The organism is Mucilaginibacter sp. Mucisp73 (genome assembly GCF_059491465.1).
Window position 1 is genome coordinate 5,560,990 of sequence record NZ_CP168507.1, and the last position, 15,869, is coordinate 5,576,858.

Consider the following 15,869-nt stretch of genomic DNA (forward strand, 5'->3'; position numbering starts at 1 on the left):
TGCACAAATCTTTTTCATTTTAATTCCTGATTAGTCAGTAAACGATCATAAATGTGTTCATAGTCCTGCAACGCAGTAGCAATGAACATTTTTTTGTTTAAAATCGCATTTATCAAAACTGGAAGATGGCTAAAACAAGAAATATCAAACCAGAACAAAAGATCTCATTCAGAGAGCGCTTGTCGGCATTAAGCAATCTCCCTGGGTTTTTCAGGCTGGTATGGCAAAGCAGTCCTGGTAAAACAACAGCAAGCTTTTTGTTACGTATTATACGTTCGGCCATGCCGGTTGCTTTGTTGTATGTAGGTAAGTTGATCATTGACCAGGTGGTATTGCTCAACCGCCACGGCGGGAGCCAGCATGAATTATGGAAACTGGTTATCATTGAATTTTTGCTGGCTGTGGCAACTGACGGCCTAAACCGGATGATCAGCCTGATGGACAACCTGCTGGGCGATCTTTTTGCCAACTATACCTCCATGCGCATCATGCGGCATGCGGCCACGCTGGACCTGGAGCAATTTGAAGATTCTGTTTTTTATGATAAACTGGAGCGTGCCCGGCAGCAAACCGTTGGGCGTACTGTTCTGTTGTCACAGGTAATGAGCCAGATCCAGGATTTTATATCCATGGCTTTCCTGCTTACCGGTTTACTGACCTTAAATCCCTGGCTGATCCTGTTACTACTCATTTCAATCATCCCTTCGTTTCTGGGCGAAAGCTATTTCAACAGCCAGAATTACGCACTCACCCGTAGCCAGACACCCGAACGAAGAGAGCTGGATTATGTACGCTACCTTGGTGCAAGCGACGAAACAGCTAAGGAAGTCAAGATCTTTGGCCTGTCTGATTTTATTATTAACCGCTTCAAAACGTTATCAGATAAATTTTATGCCGATAACAGCAAACTGGCTGTGAGGCGTTCGGCCTGGGGTACCTTCTTTTCTGTTTTAGGCAGTGTTGGTTACTATGCCGCATATGGTTTTATTATTTATCAAACTGTTACGGGCAAGTCTTCTGTAGGTACGCTTACCTTCCTGGCCGGTTCATTCAGGCAGTTGAGCAGCCTGATGGAAAATTCGCTGAACCGGTTTACATCAGTTTCACAGGGGGCTATCTACCTCAACGACTTTCATGAGTTTTTTGAGATCAAACCAAAGATCAAAGTTGTCGATTCTCCTTTGCCATTTCCAAATCCAATAAAGCAGGGATTTATTTTTGAGGATGTTGGATTTAAATATAACAACGCCGAATCATGGGCCAACAGGCACCTGAACTTCACCCTTCACCCTGGCGAAAAAATTGCGCTGGTAGGCGAGAACGGTGCAGGCAAAACTACACTTGTCAAATTATTGGCCCGCCTGTACGATCCTACAGAAGGGCGCATCCTGCTGGATGGTACAGATTTGAGGGAGTACGACCTTACCGATCTCCGGTTAAACCTGGGCATTATTTTCCAGAATTATATCCGTTACCAGATGAGCTTTTCGCAGAATATTGCGGTAGGAAACATTGATGAGCAGGACAATACCGAACTAATCCGTAAAGCTGCCCAGGAAAGCCTTGCAGACGCGCTTGCGGCCAAACTTCCGCTGGGATACGAACAATGGCTGGGCAGGCGGTTTAACGAAGGTGTTGAATTATCGGGCGGCGAATGGCAGAAAGTTGCACTGGCAAGAGCCTATATGAAAGATGCACAGGTGCTCATCCTTGACGAGCCAACTGCAGCGCTCGATGCCCGGGCGGAATATGAGGTATTTCAGCGCTTTTCATCATTAACCCAGGGTAAATCGGCTGTGCTTATTTCACACCGGTTTTCAACAGCAAGGCTTGCCGACCGGATTATCGTATTGGAAAAAGGCAAGATCCTTGAAGCCGGCACACACCAGGAGCTCATGGCAAACAATGGCCGTTACGCCGAGTTATTTAGTTTGCAGGCTGCGGGGTATCAGTAAGGGATGATATTTAAGCAAACATCCTTTGGGCTTTGAAGAAGAAATGACAAAAGATGGCCCGTCATCCTGAGCTTGTCGAAGGGTCGCGCGCAGAGGCCAGCCCACCATGCTTCGAGGGCCTACCCATGACATAATAAAATTAAGGTCATGCTGAACTTGTTTCAGCACCCCACTCGCTAAGCAACCATGCTAATCAAATTTGCCACTTTTCTTGTGAGGTGCCGAAACAAGTTCACTGTTGTCCGGTAAAGTTTGTTATTGTTATAAAAAGACTGCATTATGATATAAAAAGAAGGGTTTAGGTTTTAAAGCGGATGTCCAAGGCCCCCAATTTTAGTTGCCGTGAGTGATTTGTTGACATGACGGACAGTTTCTCCGGATCGTTCAGAAAGTTAAATAGGTGGATATAACTCATCAGATGGAGTCTTATAATTGAACTCAGATTAGAGAAAGACCATTGTCTTTTGAGTTGTACCTGGACAATTTTGATTAGAAGATCGGCAATAAAAGCGCACCATATCTGTATTTTGATTGCATTCTCATTATCCCCCAGGAAGTATTTAAGCGGGAAATTTTGCTTTACCCGCTTAAATAGTATTTCAATAAGCCATCGTTTCTTATAAAGATCGGCAATAGCTTCAGGAAGTAACGAGAAATTATTGGTTAAAAACTCAAATGTCCTTTCGGTTTCTTTGTCAAAGAAAGTAACCAGGCGAATCTCCAACTGGATACCCTCTTTTTGAGTACGTGTGCCCTGGAGGAGTAGTTTATCTTCGATGACACCGTGTGCCTTGCTTTGTTCGCTAAGCTCATTCAGCCACATTGTTGAGTATTTGGCATCTTTTTTCTGCCTGGTGACAAAGAATACGCCTTCATTTGTCATTCTTTGATATTCAGAATAGTCTACGTAACCTTTATCGAAAACGATAAAGGACCCTGGTTCGAGTTTGATTTCTTTAAGGAAAGGCATATCGTTAGCACTGGCTGCCGTGAAGCTGATTTTCAGCGGTACATCATCTGCTGCCTTAATGAGCGTATGAACTTTGATCCCGCCTTTTCTCTTACCGTTGGCCTTTCCCGGGCTTGGGGCTTTCAATATTTGCTGAAATAAGGTAATTGTTGAAGAATCGGCAATGAATAGCTTAGGATCGATCTTTAATCGGCTGTCCGGTAAAAGTTGCTTATGCCGCCTATACAGGTTATCATAAATACGGGCGAATACTTCAAAGCTACGCTGGGCATTAGCATCACATAAGGTGCTTCTGGCCGGGCATTTACTTATACCGATATGATAAAGCTTATGCAAGCTTGCTTTCATGCCGCTGATTACTTCTCTGCTGCTGGTGCATCTGTTAAAAACGCAGTAAAGCATCGTTACAAGATGTGTATAGGTATCAAAGTAACGGTAGTAGAGATCGTGATCCCCACGTCTTGCTAATGATCGAACATTATTACGATCTATTAAACCTAATAACTGATTCAGGACCGGCTGTCCGGTAAAAAAAGTACTTTTGCTCATGTTGCGTATTTAAGTGTGGTAACTCAAATATCAACACAAAGGGGTAGTCTTTCGGCTATCCCTTCCTTTTTCCCTAAAAAATCTTTTACCGGACAACAGTGAAACAAGTTCGGCATGACTAAGGAGAGATGTCATACTACCTTCAGAGGCCGCCGGATTTAAACACTCAGTATGACACCCATTTTTTTTCGTTGTCATGAGAGATGAAAGCACCATCTTCGCCCTGTATAGCAACTCCACTTATCGAAAAACCCTTTCGCCACCGCTCATAACAACCATGCTTATATCTACAACTTCTTTTGCCCGCTCATTTTAGCAACAACCAGGTTGCCAACTTTATTTCCCTGAACGATACCGTTATCAATAGCATCCATAAAATGTATACCACCCCAAAACCTTGAAATAGCAGCTTCTTTGGCTGCCTGTATAAACGAGTTGAAATGCCTTGGCGGGATGCCATAACTTACTTCCACATCATCGGTATATTTAAAATTATCGCCCAGGTAATGCGTAAGGATAACCGCAGCCGTTGTTGAAACCACCGAATGCCCGCTGATATACTCCGGGAATGGCGGGGTTTGCAGCAGGGGTTTCCAATGCGGATCGATGTACCTGCGGATGGCCGTTTCGGGCCTGATGCGGTTGGTGCGGTATTTATCTTCCCAGCAGCAAATGAAACCATCCAGCAGGCCTATGGCTACAGCGGTATTGATCTGCACCGTTTTAGAGAAACCGGTTTTGGCCTGCTTACAGGCAATAGCCGTTATCCCCATCCAATGTGCCCCCGGCGAGATCTTTTTTAGGCCGATAAGCATGTGCCCGTCATTTTGAACCGCAAAAGGGTTACAATCCCAAAAATTGGCAATATCTTTTTCTTCCTGCTTTAAAGCATTGCCACTTTTGGCGTAGCTCATTTGGAGGTATTTATAAAAAGTTGAGTTTTTATCCGTTGAAAATGGAATGGGCGCATCAGGCACAAATTGTGCGGCCGAATCAAGCGTCATGGGACGGATGGTGTTAAAATAAGGCTCGACAGGTAGCATGTAAGCAGGCGGGGTCAAGTCCCAACTGCCGGGTGTTTGCTTAAGCTTATAGCGTGGATAGTTACTTATTTTCCGGTAACCATCGGCCCTGGCATAAGCCAGGATCTGTTTACTGATAGTTTTGGCATAACTTTTTGAGCTGTCGATCACCTCGCTGCTGAAGCCGATGTTTTTGCACGAATCAATAAAGGAAGACTCGTAGCCCAGCATTAAGGTACCCGATGGCAACAGCCTGGCAGATGTTTCAAACATGGCCAGTACTGCGCTTAGCTGATAATTATAACCGGTATTTTGTTTGGGGTGTTTGATATCCGGATATTGATTCAGTACACCGCGCATACTATGGATCTGTTTGTCGTTTTCGGCAACTACCTCATACCCGGCAAGGCAGGTATAAGCAAAAAAACGGGCGGCCAATGGCGGGTTAGTAACATCATGAATCATTACGCTGGTCATATGGCCAACGACTTTGCTCACGTCCTGGTTGGTTAGTTCGGGTTGCTTTTTCGGGCTGCAGCTTATCATCGCAAATAAGCCAGAGGCAGGTATTAGCATTAACAGTTTTTTCATTGCCTTTGTATTATTGCTTGTATGCCTTTAGTTTGCCTTTATCAAGGGCAAACAGTAAAACATTATTTAATTGAAGCACGCTCCTGACATCGCCCCGGATGCTGAAGCCCGATTGCTGCTGGTTTATATATTGATAGTTGCCCTTGCCATCACCCTTAAGCAATACGCCGTAATTAGCGTCATATTTACCAAAACGGATGCGGGCCTTGTTGATGTTGCCGCAAAGCAAAAGATCCTCCTTGCCATCATGGTCATAATCAAATGAAGTAATGGTAAAAACCGGCGAATACTGGGCCTGTAAGGGTAATACCGCCTGTTTTAATTTTCCTTGTGCATTACTGATAAAACATGCTGTAGCCAGTTCATTGGCTGTCAGTTTTTTTACATCCTTCATTTCTTCGGCAGTAAAGATCTTGTCCATGGTAGCATCGGCATAGCTTTTATAATCGGGGAACCGGCCGCGCATGACACTCATCTGGTCAAGCAATTCATCGCGGCTTACAAAGGGGTAACTTTTATGCTGAATGTAAAAACAAAGCATCGGGTCAACGGAGCCGTTATCATCAAAATCTTTATAAAACATTTCCGCAGGCTCGGCATCGCTTGCTTTACATTGCGTATTTAAACCGATGTTTCCGGCTATAAGATCCGGATGGCCGTCATGGTTGATGTCGCTTACCTGTAAACAGTTCCACCAGCCGGCATATTTTTTATCAAAGTATTTTGTTGTGGCATCGGTTAGCTTAGTGCCGCTATTTTCAAAAACCGTAATCGGCATCCATTCGCCGGCAAGCACCAGGTCGGGCTTTTTATCACCGTTCATATCAACCCAGGCAGCATCGGTCACCATGCCTATATTTTTCAATGCCGGGTTATATTTTGCGGTTTCGTTGGTAAAATGCCCCTTGCCATCATTGATCAAAATATAGCTTTCGGGCGCTTCGGGATACTGCCCGGGTATTACCCTGCCGCCGACAAATAAATCGGGAAAACCATCGCCATTGATATCGGCTGCTTTTACACAGCTTTTACTGCTGATCATTTTGGGCAAAGCGTTGTTTGTCTTGTTAAAATTTCCTTTGCCATCATTGAGATAAAGCCTGTCCTGCAATAAGACATCATCCGGTTTATAATCGGCATAGCCGCCGGAGGCTACATACAGGTCGGGCTTACCATCGCCATTGGCATCAAAAAATAAAGCTGCGGCATCGGTACTGTTTTTATCGGCTTCAAAGGCGGCAATAGCCTTGCTGATAAATTTCCCATCCTTTTGCTGCAGGTATAACACCCCCGCTTTGCCATCATGCGCGCCGGCATAAATATCCTCAAGCCCATCGCCATTTACATCGCCTTTAGTAAGGATGGAGCCTGAAAACGATATGGAGTTAACCATTAACGGCTGCCTTTTAAAATCATTGGTGGTATTATCGCTTTCGCTGCCTGCGATAGGGGCTGGTACCTCTTTAAATATTGGATTGATCTGTTCTCGTACAGGACTTGCGCCAGTGGCATCCTTTTCATTTAAAACAAGCTGTTTATCGGCTTTTACTTTTTGAAGTACCTGTGATTTACCGCTTTGCCAGGTAATCCTTAATGAATCTACCTGCTTATCTTTTCCCAATCCAAAGTGCAGTACTGTTGACACGGTTGACTGGTAACCACGGTTTGGCATTTGCTCCAGGTATTGCGTTTTATTGCCCGAATAGATGCTAACCTTAGCACCAATACCCTGGGTGTTTGCACCGCTGCCGTTTAATTTTACGGCTAAATAATGGTTGTCGTTTTGTTTAGCGGCCTGGTTTTCATAAACAAAAGCCGGCTGATTGATATTATTTACCACCAGGTCAAGGTCACCGTCATTATCCAGATCGGCATAAGCGGCGCCGTTGCTGTTTGATGGCAGCGTTATGCCCCATTGCTCGCTTGTATTGGTAAATGTGGTATTACCATTATTTTTAAACAGGTAACTTTTCATTTGCGATGATGGCATTTGGCTTACAATATCCAGAAGGTCCTGCCGCATTACGCGCCTGTCTTTAAGGTTATCGCCCATAAACTTTAAAAAATCCATATTGGTGTAGTCACGGGTATAACCGTTACTTACAAACAGGTCTTTCCAGCCATCATTATCATAATCGGCAAAAAGGGGCGACCAGCTCCAATCCGTATTGGAGATGCCTGCCAGCTGTCCTATCTCGCTGAACGAGTTATTGCCGTTATTGATCTGCAGCATATTACGCATATACTGGTAATAAAAGCCAACCCTCAGGTTCAGGTCAAAAGCTTCATAATTATCAATACCGAACAGCAGTTTTTGCCGTTTGTTATCTTCGGGAAGCATATCCAGGGTGTAGATATCGGGTTTGCCGTCGTTATTAATATCGGCTACATCATTCCCCATAGAGTAAAACGAGCTATGGCCTATTTGTTTCTGGAGCTCATCGGCAAAACTGCCCCTGCCATTATTAATGTACAACCTGTCGGGAATACTATAATCATTGGATACATAGATATCCGGCCATCCATCGCCGTTAATATCGGCGATACCTGCTGCAAGGCCGTATGATAGCGGTGTATTGATAATGCCTGCACCGACGGTAACGTCAGTAAAATGATTATTGTCATTCCGCAGCAGCCTGATCCCCGATTCGTTATCCCTTTTGGCCGACATCTCCTTAACAAAGGCATCATCCATAATACTGATCCGCCCCGGGTTGTGGTTAACTAACAACAGGTCGAGGTCACCGTCCCGGTCATAATCAAAAAAGTATGCCTGTGTACTGAATGATGGGAAATCAAGGCCAAAATCAGCGGTCTGGTCTTTAAACATGGGAACTCCTGCGGCATTGTTTCCCTGGTTTATGAATAATTGGTTAACCCGCTTCCCGGCCCGTACTTTACCCGAATAACATATGTAGATATCCAGCTTACCGTCACCGTCAACATCGGCCATGGTTACACCTGTTTTCCAGGGACCGGGCCTGCCTGCTACTCCGGCATCTGCGGTAATATCCTTAAACTGCATATTGCCCTGGTTCAGGTACAATTTATTATCGGTCATATTGCCGGTAAAATAAAGGTCCTGCAGGCCATCGCCGTTTAAGTCTCCAACAGCCACGCCGCCACCATTATAAAAATACTCGTACATCAGCACGTTGGTGTTTAATCCTTCGGTTAAGGTATTGGCGAAATCAACATGGGTTTGTTCCGGCTGCAACTGTTTAAACAAGGGTTGTTGCGAGTTGGCAGAGGGTTCATGATTGCACCCCGCAAATAACATCAGCGTACATACAGCAGGAAACATCAAAAACGATCGTTCTTTTCGCGTTTTAAGCGGGAGGGGGAACCGGAATATCTTCATTGTGGTTTATTGTGGCTGCGATAAATAGGCATCGCAAATTTGATGTCAATATAACAATTATTCTACATGCAAAGCATTTTTAGAAAAATCGCTTTAAGAAGCTACATATAGTGACTCTGCAAATTGGATTTGCCCTTACTTATCCTATGATAAAGCTAAAAGCGTATCATGATCCTCCTATTCAAGGGGCAGCCGAATATGATATTGTTTACTAATGCTGTCATAAGTAGCCATATGCGCATTAGTATTCCCCTGTTTATCAACAAAGGTTTCGCCCCAGCTAAAGGGCTCCCAAATAAAAGTGCCTTTAACTTTATTACCAGGTAATGAAAAAGCTATATCATTTACCTCGCGTTTGCGCTGCGAATATTCCACCACTATCACATCCTGTTTATAACGGGCAGTGAGGTCGGTAAGGTTGTTGCGTAAACTATCCGGTGTGCCATGCCACTCGGGATAATATGATTGGCCAATGATATCGAAATTAACGCTGCGTTTGAGCATGTTATCTACAAAGTATCTTGATTCTGCATTTTGTCCGCCGCAGGCAATATGCAGCATTACCCTGATATTGCTGCTCACGCTTTTGACACTGTTAATGCCAGCCTTTAAAAAGCCGGCCAGGGTATCCAGGTTTTTGACACGGCCGTCGGGCCATAAAATGCCGTGGTTAATTTCGTTACCTACCTGCACCATATCGGGCAGCGTGCCCTGCTTTTTTAGGGCCAGCAAGGTAAGCCGGGTAAATGTCTTTATAGAATCCTGCAGTTGCTGGTTGTTGAGCTTTTTCCAGGCGGCGGGTTTGTATTGCTTACCGGGATCGGCCCAGTTATCACTGTAATGAAAATCGAGTAAGAAGCCCATTCCGGCTTCTTTAATACGCAGAGCCATCTTCTTGGTATCTTCCAAACCACAATAGCCTTTTGCCGAGTATCCGCTATCGGCCTAGGATTATTGAATATACGAAGCCGTACATAGTTAAAGCCATGATCTTTCAAAATGGTAAAAGGGTCCTTGTTTACGCCGTTATCATAAAACTTATGCCCTTCAGCTTCCAACTGGGGGATAAATGAAATATCGGCGCCCATGATCTGCTTAAACTTAACCGGAACGTTTTTAGCCGGCGAATATTTGTAGGCAGATAAAGCGCCGGTGCATACCAGGCTAATTGCTGTTAATAGCAGTTTGTTTATTTTAATTTTCATGTACCCCGCTTTGATAATCAAAAATACATAGTATATTAATCATAGCCCGGTAAAGGTTATCGAAATTAATCTACATCAACAAAATTCAGACGCACATTATTTAATTTCATATCGTAAAAGGAATTGCCATAAATGGCGCCAAATGCAATTATTATGGATTTCACAGCATATCAACAGCTATTTTTCGATATTTTGAATACCCCTAATCCACCGACTCCGTACGATAACCCGGATTATTTAAATTATACAAAGCTTAATTGGTCGCGCCAGCAGCGCTGGCTAAAGATTGGCGTACTGAACCCGGATTTGACAAATGCCATCGAAAAGATCAGCAAACCACAATTATGGACGGTTATTACCGAGGCCTGGTGCGGCGATGCTTCGCATACTATACCGTTCCTGCATCGCCTTTCGGAACTAAACCCGCTTATTAAAGTTGATTATCAGCTAAGGGATTCGCCGCCATTTTTGATTGAAAGTTACCTTACCAATGGCACCCGGTCAATCCCCAAGATCGTTATTGCAGATGAACGCAATCAAGACCTTGCGACATGGGGGCCACGACCGGCCGAATGCCAGCGATTATACCTGCAAATGGTGAAAGACCATATTGAAATGAGCGAAAAAAAGATAGCATTGCAGAAATGGTATAACGAGGATAAAGGTGAAAGTTTTCAGCTGGAGTTTTTAGATATTATAAATAAACTATTATGATTCTGGTGAAAAAGTATTCTTCAAATAACTAAGAATTACTTAGAGATAAAAAGTCGTCATTGCTTCGTACCTCGCAATGACGACTTTTTATATTATGTTACTATTTTACCTTAAGTTCTTTGCCTGCTATATCTTCCCAGCGGTAATAGTGGAAAGTTTTGTCGGTACTCATCACCACAAAAATGCCATGTTTAAAGGTATTATTTAAAGGAGTAGCAGTTACGTCACTGCCATCACTTTGTCTTGCGGCTACGTTGGCTATCTTCAGCAACTTGTGTTCAAAAGGGTTTGCTTTGGTACCTTCCCTGCTGAAAACCTGGAAACGGTTGGCACCCTGATCGGATACGAGAATGTAACCTGTTGTATCGTTCAACTTATAAATCGAGATCCCTTCATGATCGGCTTTAAAACCCGAAGTACCGAAGATCGCCAGTTCCTGGTCTCCTTTTTCAGGGTCGGCATAATACTGGCGAACGCCTACCTGTTCGTCTGAGTAGTAGATGTACCCCAGCTCATTATCAACAGCAATTGATTCAATTTCTTTTTTGCCACTGTATTTGCCAAACTTACGTACCAATGTAGCTTTAACATTGCCTGTACCATCATCTTCAAGCAAATACTGCCAAATATATCCGCCTGTTTGCGGACCATTTTTGCGACCTGCGACGGCATACATTTTTCCATCTTTTGCAGTATAGATGGAGATGCCCATTAAATCGCGGTATTCAAAACCCGTTTCGCCAACAAATGCGTCAATGCCGCCATTATCTACAGGTTTCATATCAGGCAACGAATAGATCCGCAGTTTATGGGCCATGCGCTCGGTAGTAATAACAATATCGGTGGGTTTGCCGCCAAGCATCAACCCATAGGCCAGGTCAACATTGTTTGGCCGCTTTAAGCCACGAACAACCTTATCCTTAATAATTTTACCCTGCAGGTCGAACACGTAAAGGGCGCCTTCGCTGTTTTTATCGGTGCCGATGATCAGGCTTTGCGCAGGATCGGCAGGATTGATCCATATGGCCGGATCATCGGTATCGTATAACACCGGTTCGGTAACAACTACTGGTTTTATTTCGGGTGCTGTGCTGCCCGGGATGGTAAGCCCTTTGTTGCCTATCTGGCTTTGGCCGCAGGCGGTATTACCTATGGCAATAGCAAGTAGTACAAATGTTAATTTGCTCAGTTTATTCATCTTTTATTATTAATAAAAAAATGATCCTGCAGAAGTATGCAGGATCATTGCCATGAGTTAATTTATTTTGTTCCGAAAGCGCCAATGTAATTAGCCGGAGCAGGAGATACGTAATTTATTCCGTTTACGGTGATACCTGCAGCGTGGTGACGGGTGAAGTTGGTTATACCATGATTTAAAGCAGGAGAACCGCTTTGCAAATGAAAATCCCAATTGGTGTCAAAAACAGCGTTTAGCACTGGCGTAGATTCCGGATAGTTCACAAATTTAGGATCGTTATCGCCTGCTTTTGTGCCTCTGACCTCATTAACACCACCAATAATATCTTTTGACGGCTGAAACTGGTTTACCGTAGTTTGATCGTAGCCGTAGTAAAGATTATTACTGATCACAGTACGCTTATCTTCGGTAGATTTGGTGTCGCGTTTGATACCAAAACGTGTGTTTGCAAACAGGTTGTTGTAAATATCGGCATGTACGTTGTTTTCCAGCCAGATAGAACCGCCCTTTGCCGATGGCCTGCGCCAGCCGGTATTTACCATGGTGTTATTATAACAGATTATGTAAGCCTGCGGCGTACGGTCGCCTGAGTTCGATAACTTCAGTGCATTGGTGTTGGCGCTGTAAACCAGGTTAAAGCCAACGTCAGCCAAACAGCCCGATTTAAAGTTCATGGCCTCACCGCCTGTTACCCCTGTGGTATAAAAAGTATTGTTGGCAAAAATGATCTTGCCACCCTCTATATAAGTACAATCTTCCTGAAAGTTACGGATAGTTGAGTTTACAACAATCAGTTTGCCGTTAACGTTCGAAAACCACAATGCGGGTACATTTTCGCCGGCTACTGCTTTGTAAAGGCCTTGTTTTACCGACGTTGAAGCATCAGAAGTGGTATTACCGCCATACTCCAAAATAGTATGGTCAAGTACCAGCTCGGCGCAGGTTTTAGCTGCAAGGATCCCGCCCCACATTTTACCGAATTTTTTGGCCTCGGTACGATATGCCTGGTTTACAGTTATCCTAACCGGGTTTTCGGCGGTACCTAATGAGTACAGGTTACCTTTTACTATAAATTCAGGTTTAGCTATGGTATCCATCAATACGGTTACACCCTCTTCAATAGTAAGTGATTTACCTTCGGGAATAATAATATCACCTTTAATGATCTGCGTGCTGCCTTTAGCCCAAACGCCTGATACTTCACCGCTTGCCGATCCATCATTTGAGCTGGTGTCAACATCAAGGTTGGCTTTCCTGCAACTGCTAAAGGCTATAGCCGATAGCAGCACTGCCGCGAATATTTGTTTTAGTTTCATTATAATGCCTTTTATTTATGGTTGATAAATTATTTTAAAGTTTGTATCGAACACCTATCAGGTAAGTTTGCTTATAGTAGTCACTGCGGATTAAGGTTTGTCCGTTTGCTACGATGTTATCGTCTTTCAGCGTAGCATTTTCAGGGTTGGTACCTTTCAGGAACAACTTAGCCGGTGTGTTAAGCAGGTTGCCCGCTTTGATAAATACGCTCAGGTTATTTTTAAAACGTTTTTCGGCTGATGCATCCATCTGGATAAAGCCACGCTGCCAAAGGTCATTATTCACAAACTGCGATACAGTGTTGATGCGCGGACCGGTATAGGCTCCGGCAATTTGTGCATCCCAGCCCTTCTTAGTGTCTTTATATAATAATGACAGGTTGGCGATATGCTCAGACTGACCATATAAAGGTCTGGTTTGATTCACCGTAGTCAAGTGGGTATCACCATTTGCATCGGCGATATAAGTATCTTTGATGGTAGTGATGCGTGAATGGGTATAAGTATAATTAGCTTTTACGCCAAACTTGTTAAAAAACTTAACCAAATCAAGCTCTAATCCATAGTTTTTAGCTGTACCGAAATTGCCCGGAACATAATAAGTATCCTGACCGCGTGTAGCATCCGCCTGGAAACTATACTCTATCGGGTTCTTAATCTGTTTGTAAAACGCGCCGGCTAAAAATTGCATGCTTGCGTCAGGGAAAAGTTCATATCTTAAATCGTAATTATCTGCAATAGCATGTTTCAGATCGGCATTACCACGTTCGTCATAGTCCTCACCCGGCCTGGTTCCTGGTATAATCTCGTAAAAACCAGGTCTGTTAATCGATTTGAAATAAGAGGCATGCAGTTGCTGTTTATCGGTTAAAAAGTATTTGAGCGTTAGGCTTGGCAATACATCAGTGTATGTTTGATTACCCGTAGGGCGTGATTCACCCTGGGGGAAAAGCATGTGATAACCCTGATTAGTGTGCTCAACGCGTGCACCACCAACTACCTGAATGGTTTTTGTAGTAAATTTGAACATACCGTAGCCGGCACCTATCTTTTCAGATGCATCATTAGTTAATGAATTGGCAACTGCGCCTGCCTGATTTGTAACGTTAAAATTCAGTTGGGTGTAATTCGTAAAATCGGTACCATATAATGCGCCTGGATTGGCGGCAGCAAGGTTGTAATTGTTATAGAAGCTGCTGCGCTCTTTATCGCGGTATAAACCACCGGCAGAGAAATCGACATTAACACCGCCAATTGGCGCGGTATAGGTGAGGTCTAAATAACCGGCTTTATCCTCATCGGTATTGCGTTCCCAGCGGTGGGTAAGCGAAGTTCCGTTAGTAAGATAAGTGCGCCTGTCGACAAAGTTTTCGCGTACACCGTTTAGGCTGATGGTGGTATTGTTAGGCACTTCGTTTTCGGCTGAAGAATAAACTGCCGACCATTGTACCTTAAGTTTATCGTTAAACAATTTATGATCACCACGCAGCGTTCCGCTGTAAATTTGTTGCTCGGTAAAACGGCTGCGGGTTGAATAACCTAACTGAGCATTTCCTTTATCCGGGTCGTAATCAGTTGAAAAACTGGTGGATTTTTCGTCGCGGACCTGGATACTGGTTAAGTTAACATAGGTATTAAAAAAGCTCAGTTTATTGCGGCTATCTAACAGGTAATCAATTTTTGAAAATAAGCCGTAACGTTTTTGCTGTTCGGAATATTCCCTGTCATCCCGGCTGGTAACCGCGGCATACTCGGCCGTTGGATTTACTTTAGTGTTGTAGAATACACTGTTGCTACCCCGATAGGTATTTTGATAACTACCGGCTACCAACACACCCAATTTATTATTAAAAAAGCGCTGACCCAATGATAAGCTACCAACAAGGTTTGGCGCAGGGTGTTTAAGTGAGTAATTTAAAGTTCCGGTACCAAAATCGGCCTGCGTTGCCTGGTAAGTTTTACCATTGAGTTCATAAGGCGATTTGTGGTTAATGCTTGAATAATCATAGCTCATAAATTTACGATCCAATAGCAGCTGACTGTAACCGCCCGCGATGTTGGCGTTAATTTCAAAACGCTCAGGGGCATCCTTCATCACCATGTTAACAACACCACCAACAGCATCACCTTCCAAGTTTGGGGTAAGTGTTTTATAAACCTCCAGCCTTGATAGCAGATCTGAAGGGAAGATATCGAGCGGCACGTAACGGTATTTATTATTAGGACTTGGGATTTTGATGCCGTTTACCAGGGTATAGTTATAGCGCTTATCCATACCACGTAAAATGGCATATTGCCCATCACCGTTAGTATTACGCTCAACAGATACACCAGATACACGTGAGATAACGTTAGCCACCGTTAAATCGGGAGATACCTCGATAGCCCTGCCCGATACGATGTTCATTACCTGTGTGGCCTGCTGCTCAATTCGGCGGGCTGTCCTTTCGGTTGATCCGTTCTTTTGAGATACAACACTAATTTCCTGTAATTGCTTATTCGACTCCTCGAGGTATATTTTCAGATGTGGGTTGTCTTCTTTAGTTATTTCAACCTGTTGCGTTGCTGTGGTATACAAGATGTAAGATACCCTAACAGTGTAAGAGCCTTTTGGTACGTCCTTTAATTCAAACGAGCCGTCCAGCCCGGTGGTCGTGGCAATCTTCGTTCGGTCGAGGCCCACGGTAGCACCTACCATAGGTTCGCCGGTTTTGCGGTCATAAACATGACCCTTTAGCTTTGTTGCGTTAGCGGCGGTAACGCACAAAAGCATGAACAATAATGTTTGTAAGTATTTTTTCATTTTGCGACGATTAATGCAATTGTGATTTGCTTTTTTGACAGCGCAAAAGTGTTTAAACCCACAATACATCTGCTAAAATATGCCGTTACAAAAAGGAAACAGCGTTACACAGGGCGTATACGCAACAGCAACTAAAAAATACAATTAATTGATTTTCAATAAAATAATAAAAACAAAAACCTCCA

Annotated in this window: 8 protein-coding genes and 2 pseudogenes; 2 read left to right on the top strand and 8 right to left on the bottom strand. The window is 43.7% G+C overall.

Annotated elements, in window-relative coordinates; translation table 11 throughout:
- Nucleotides 1–125: 125 nt before the first annotated feature.
- A complete protein-coding gene (locus ACEN82_RS22915; RefSeq protein WP_413320065.1) occupies nt 126–1,955 on the top strand; it encodes an ABC transporter ATP-binding protein in 1,830 nt (609 codons plus the stop codon).
- A gap of 298 nt (nt 1,956–2,253) precedes the next feature.
- Here ACEN82_RS22915 and ACEN82_RS22920 read toward each other — a convergent pair whose 3' ends face one another.
- The 5 genes and pseudogenes from ACEN82_RS22920 to ACEN82_RS22940 form a co-directional block, all read right to left on the bottom strand.
- Complete coding sequence (locus tag ACEN82_RS22920) at nt 2,254–3,474, bottom strand: IS4 family transposase (protein ID WP_413323213.1); 1,221 nt, start codon at nt 3,472–3,474, stop codon at nt 2,254–2,256.
- Nucleotides 3,475–3,761: 287 nt separating this feature from the next.
- Nucleotides 3,762–5,087, bottom strand: a complete 1,326-nt coding sequence (locus ACEN82_RS22925; protein WP_413321183.1) for a vanadium-dependent haloperoxidase — start codon at nt 5,085–5,087, stop codon at nt 3,762–3,764.
- Nucleotides 5,088–5,097: 10 nt separating this feature from the next.
- Complete coding sequence (locus ACEN82_RS22930; RefSeq protein WP_413321182.1) at nt 5,098–8,448, bottom strand: VCBS repeat-containing protein; 3,351 nt, start codon at nt 8,446–8,448, stop codon at nt 5,098–5,100.
- Nucleotides 8,449–8,625: 177 nt separating this feature from the next.
- A pseudogene (locus tag ACEN82_RS22935) lies at nt 8,626–9,363 on the bottom strand (glycosyl hydrolase 53 family protein); the annotation flags it as partial.
- Nucleotides 9,364–9,401: 38 nt separating this feature from the next.
- Nucleotides 9,402–9,653, bottom strand: a pseudogene (locus tag ACEN82_RS22940) (glycosyl hydrolase 53 family protein); the annotation flags it as partial.
- A 153-nt stretch (nt 9,654–9,806) separates the two neighbouring features.
- Here ACEN82_RS22940 and ACEN82_RS22945 point away from each other — a divergent pair.
- Nucleotides 9,807–10,367 (top strand): thioredoxin family protein, encoded by a 561-nt coding sequence (locus ACEN82_RS22945; RefSeq protein ID WP_413321180.1) that lies wholly within the window; start codon nt 9,807–9,809, stop codon nt 10,365–10,367.
- A 100-nt stretch (nt 10,368–10,467) separates the two neighbouring features.
- Here ACEN82_RS22945 and ACEN82_RS22950 read toward each other — a convergent pair whose 3' ends face one another.
- The 3 genes from ACEN82_RS22950 to ACEN82_RS22960 all read right to left on the bottom strand — a co-directional run bounded on the left by ACEN82_RS22950 (nt 10,468) and on the right by ACEN82_RS22960 (nt 15,684).
- On the bottom strand, nt 10,468–11,565 hold the full coding sequence (locus tag ACEN82_RS22950) for a phytase (RefSeq protein WP_413321179.1): 1,098 nt from the start codon (nt 11,563–11,565) through the stop codon (nt 10,468–10,470).
- A gap of 62 nt (nt 11,566–11,627) precedes the next feature.
- On the bottom strand, nt 11,628–12,881 hold the full coding sequence (locus ACEN82_RS22955; RefSeq protein WP_413321178.1) for a right-handed parallel beta-helix repeat-containing protein: 1,254 nt from the start codon (nt 12,879–12,881) through the stop codon (nt 11,628–11,630).
- Between the two features lie 34 nt (nt 12,882–12,915).
- Nucleotides 12,916–15,684, bottom strand: coding sequence for a TonB-dependent receptor (locus ACEN82_RS22960; protein ID WP_413321177.1), 2,769 nt, complete (start codon nt 15,682–15,684; stop codon nt 12,916–12,918).
- Nucleotides 15,685–15,869: the final 185 nt, after the last annotated feature.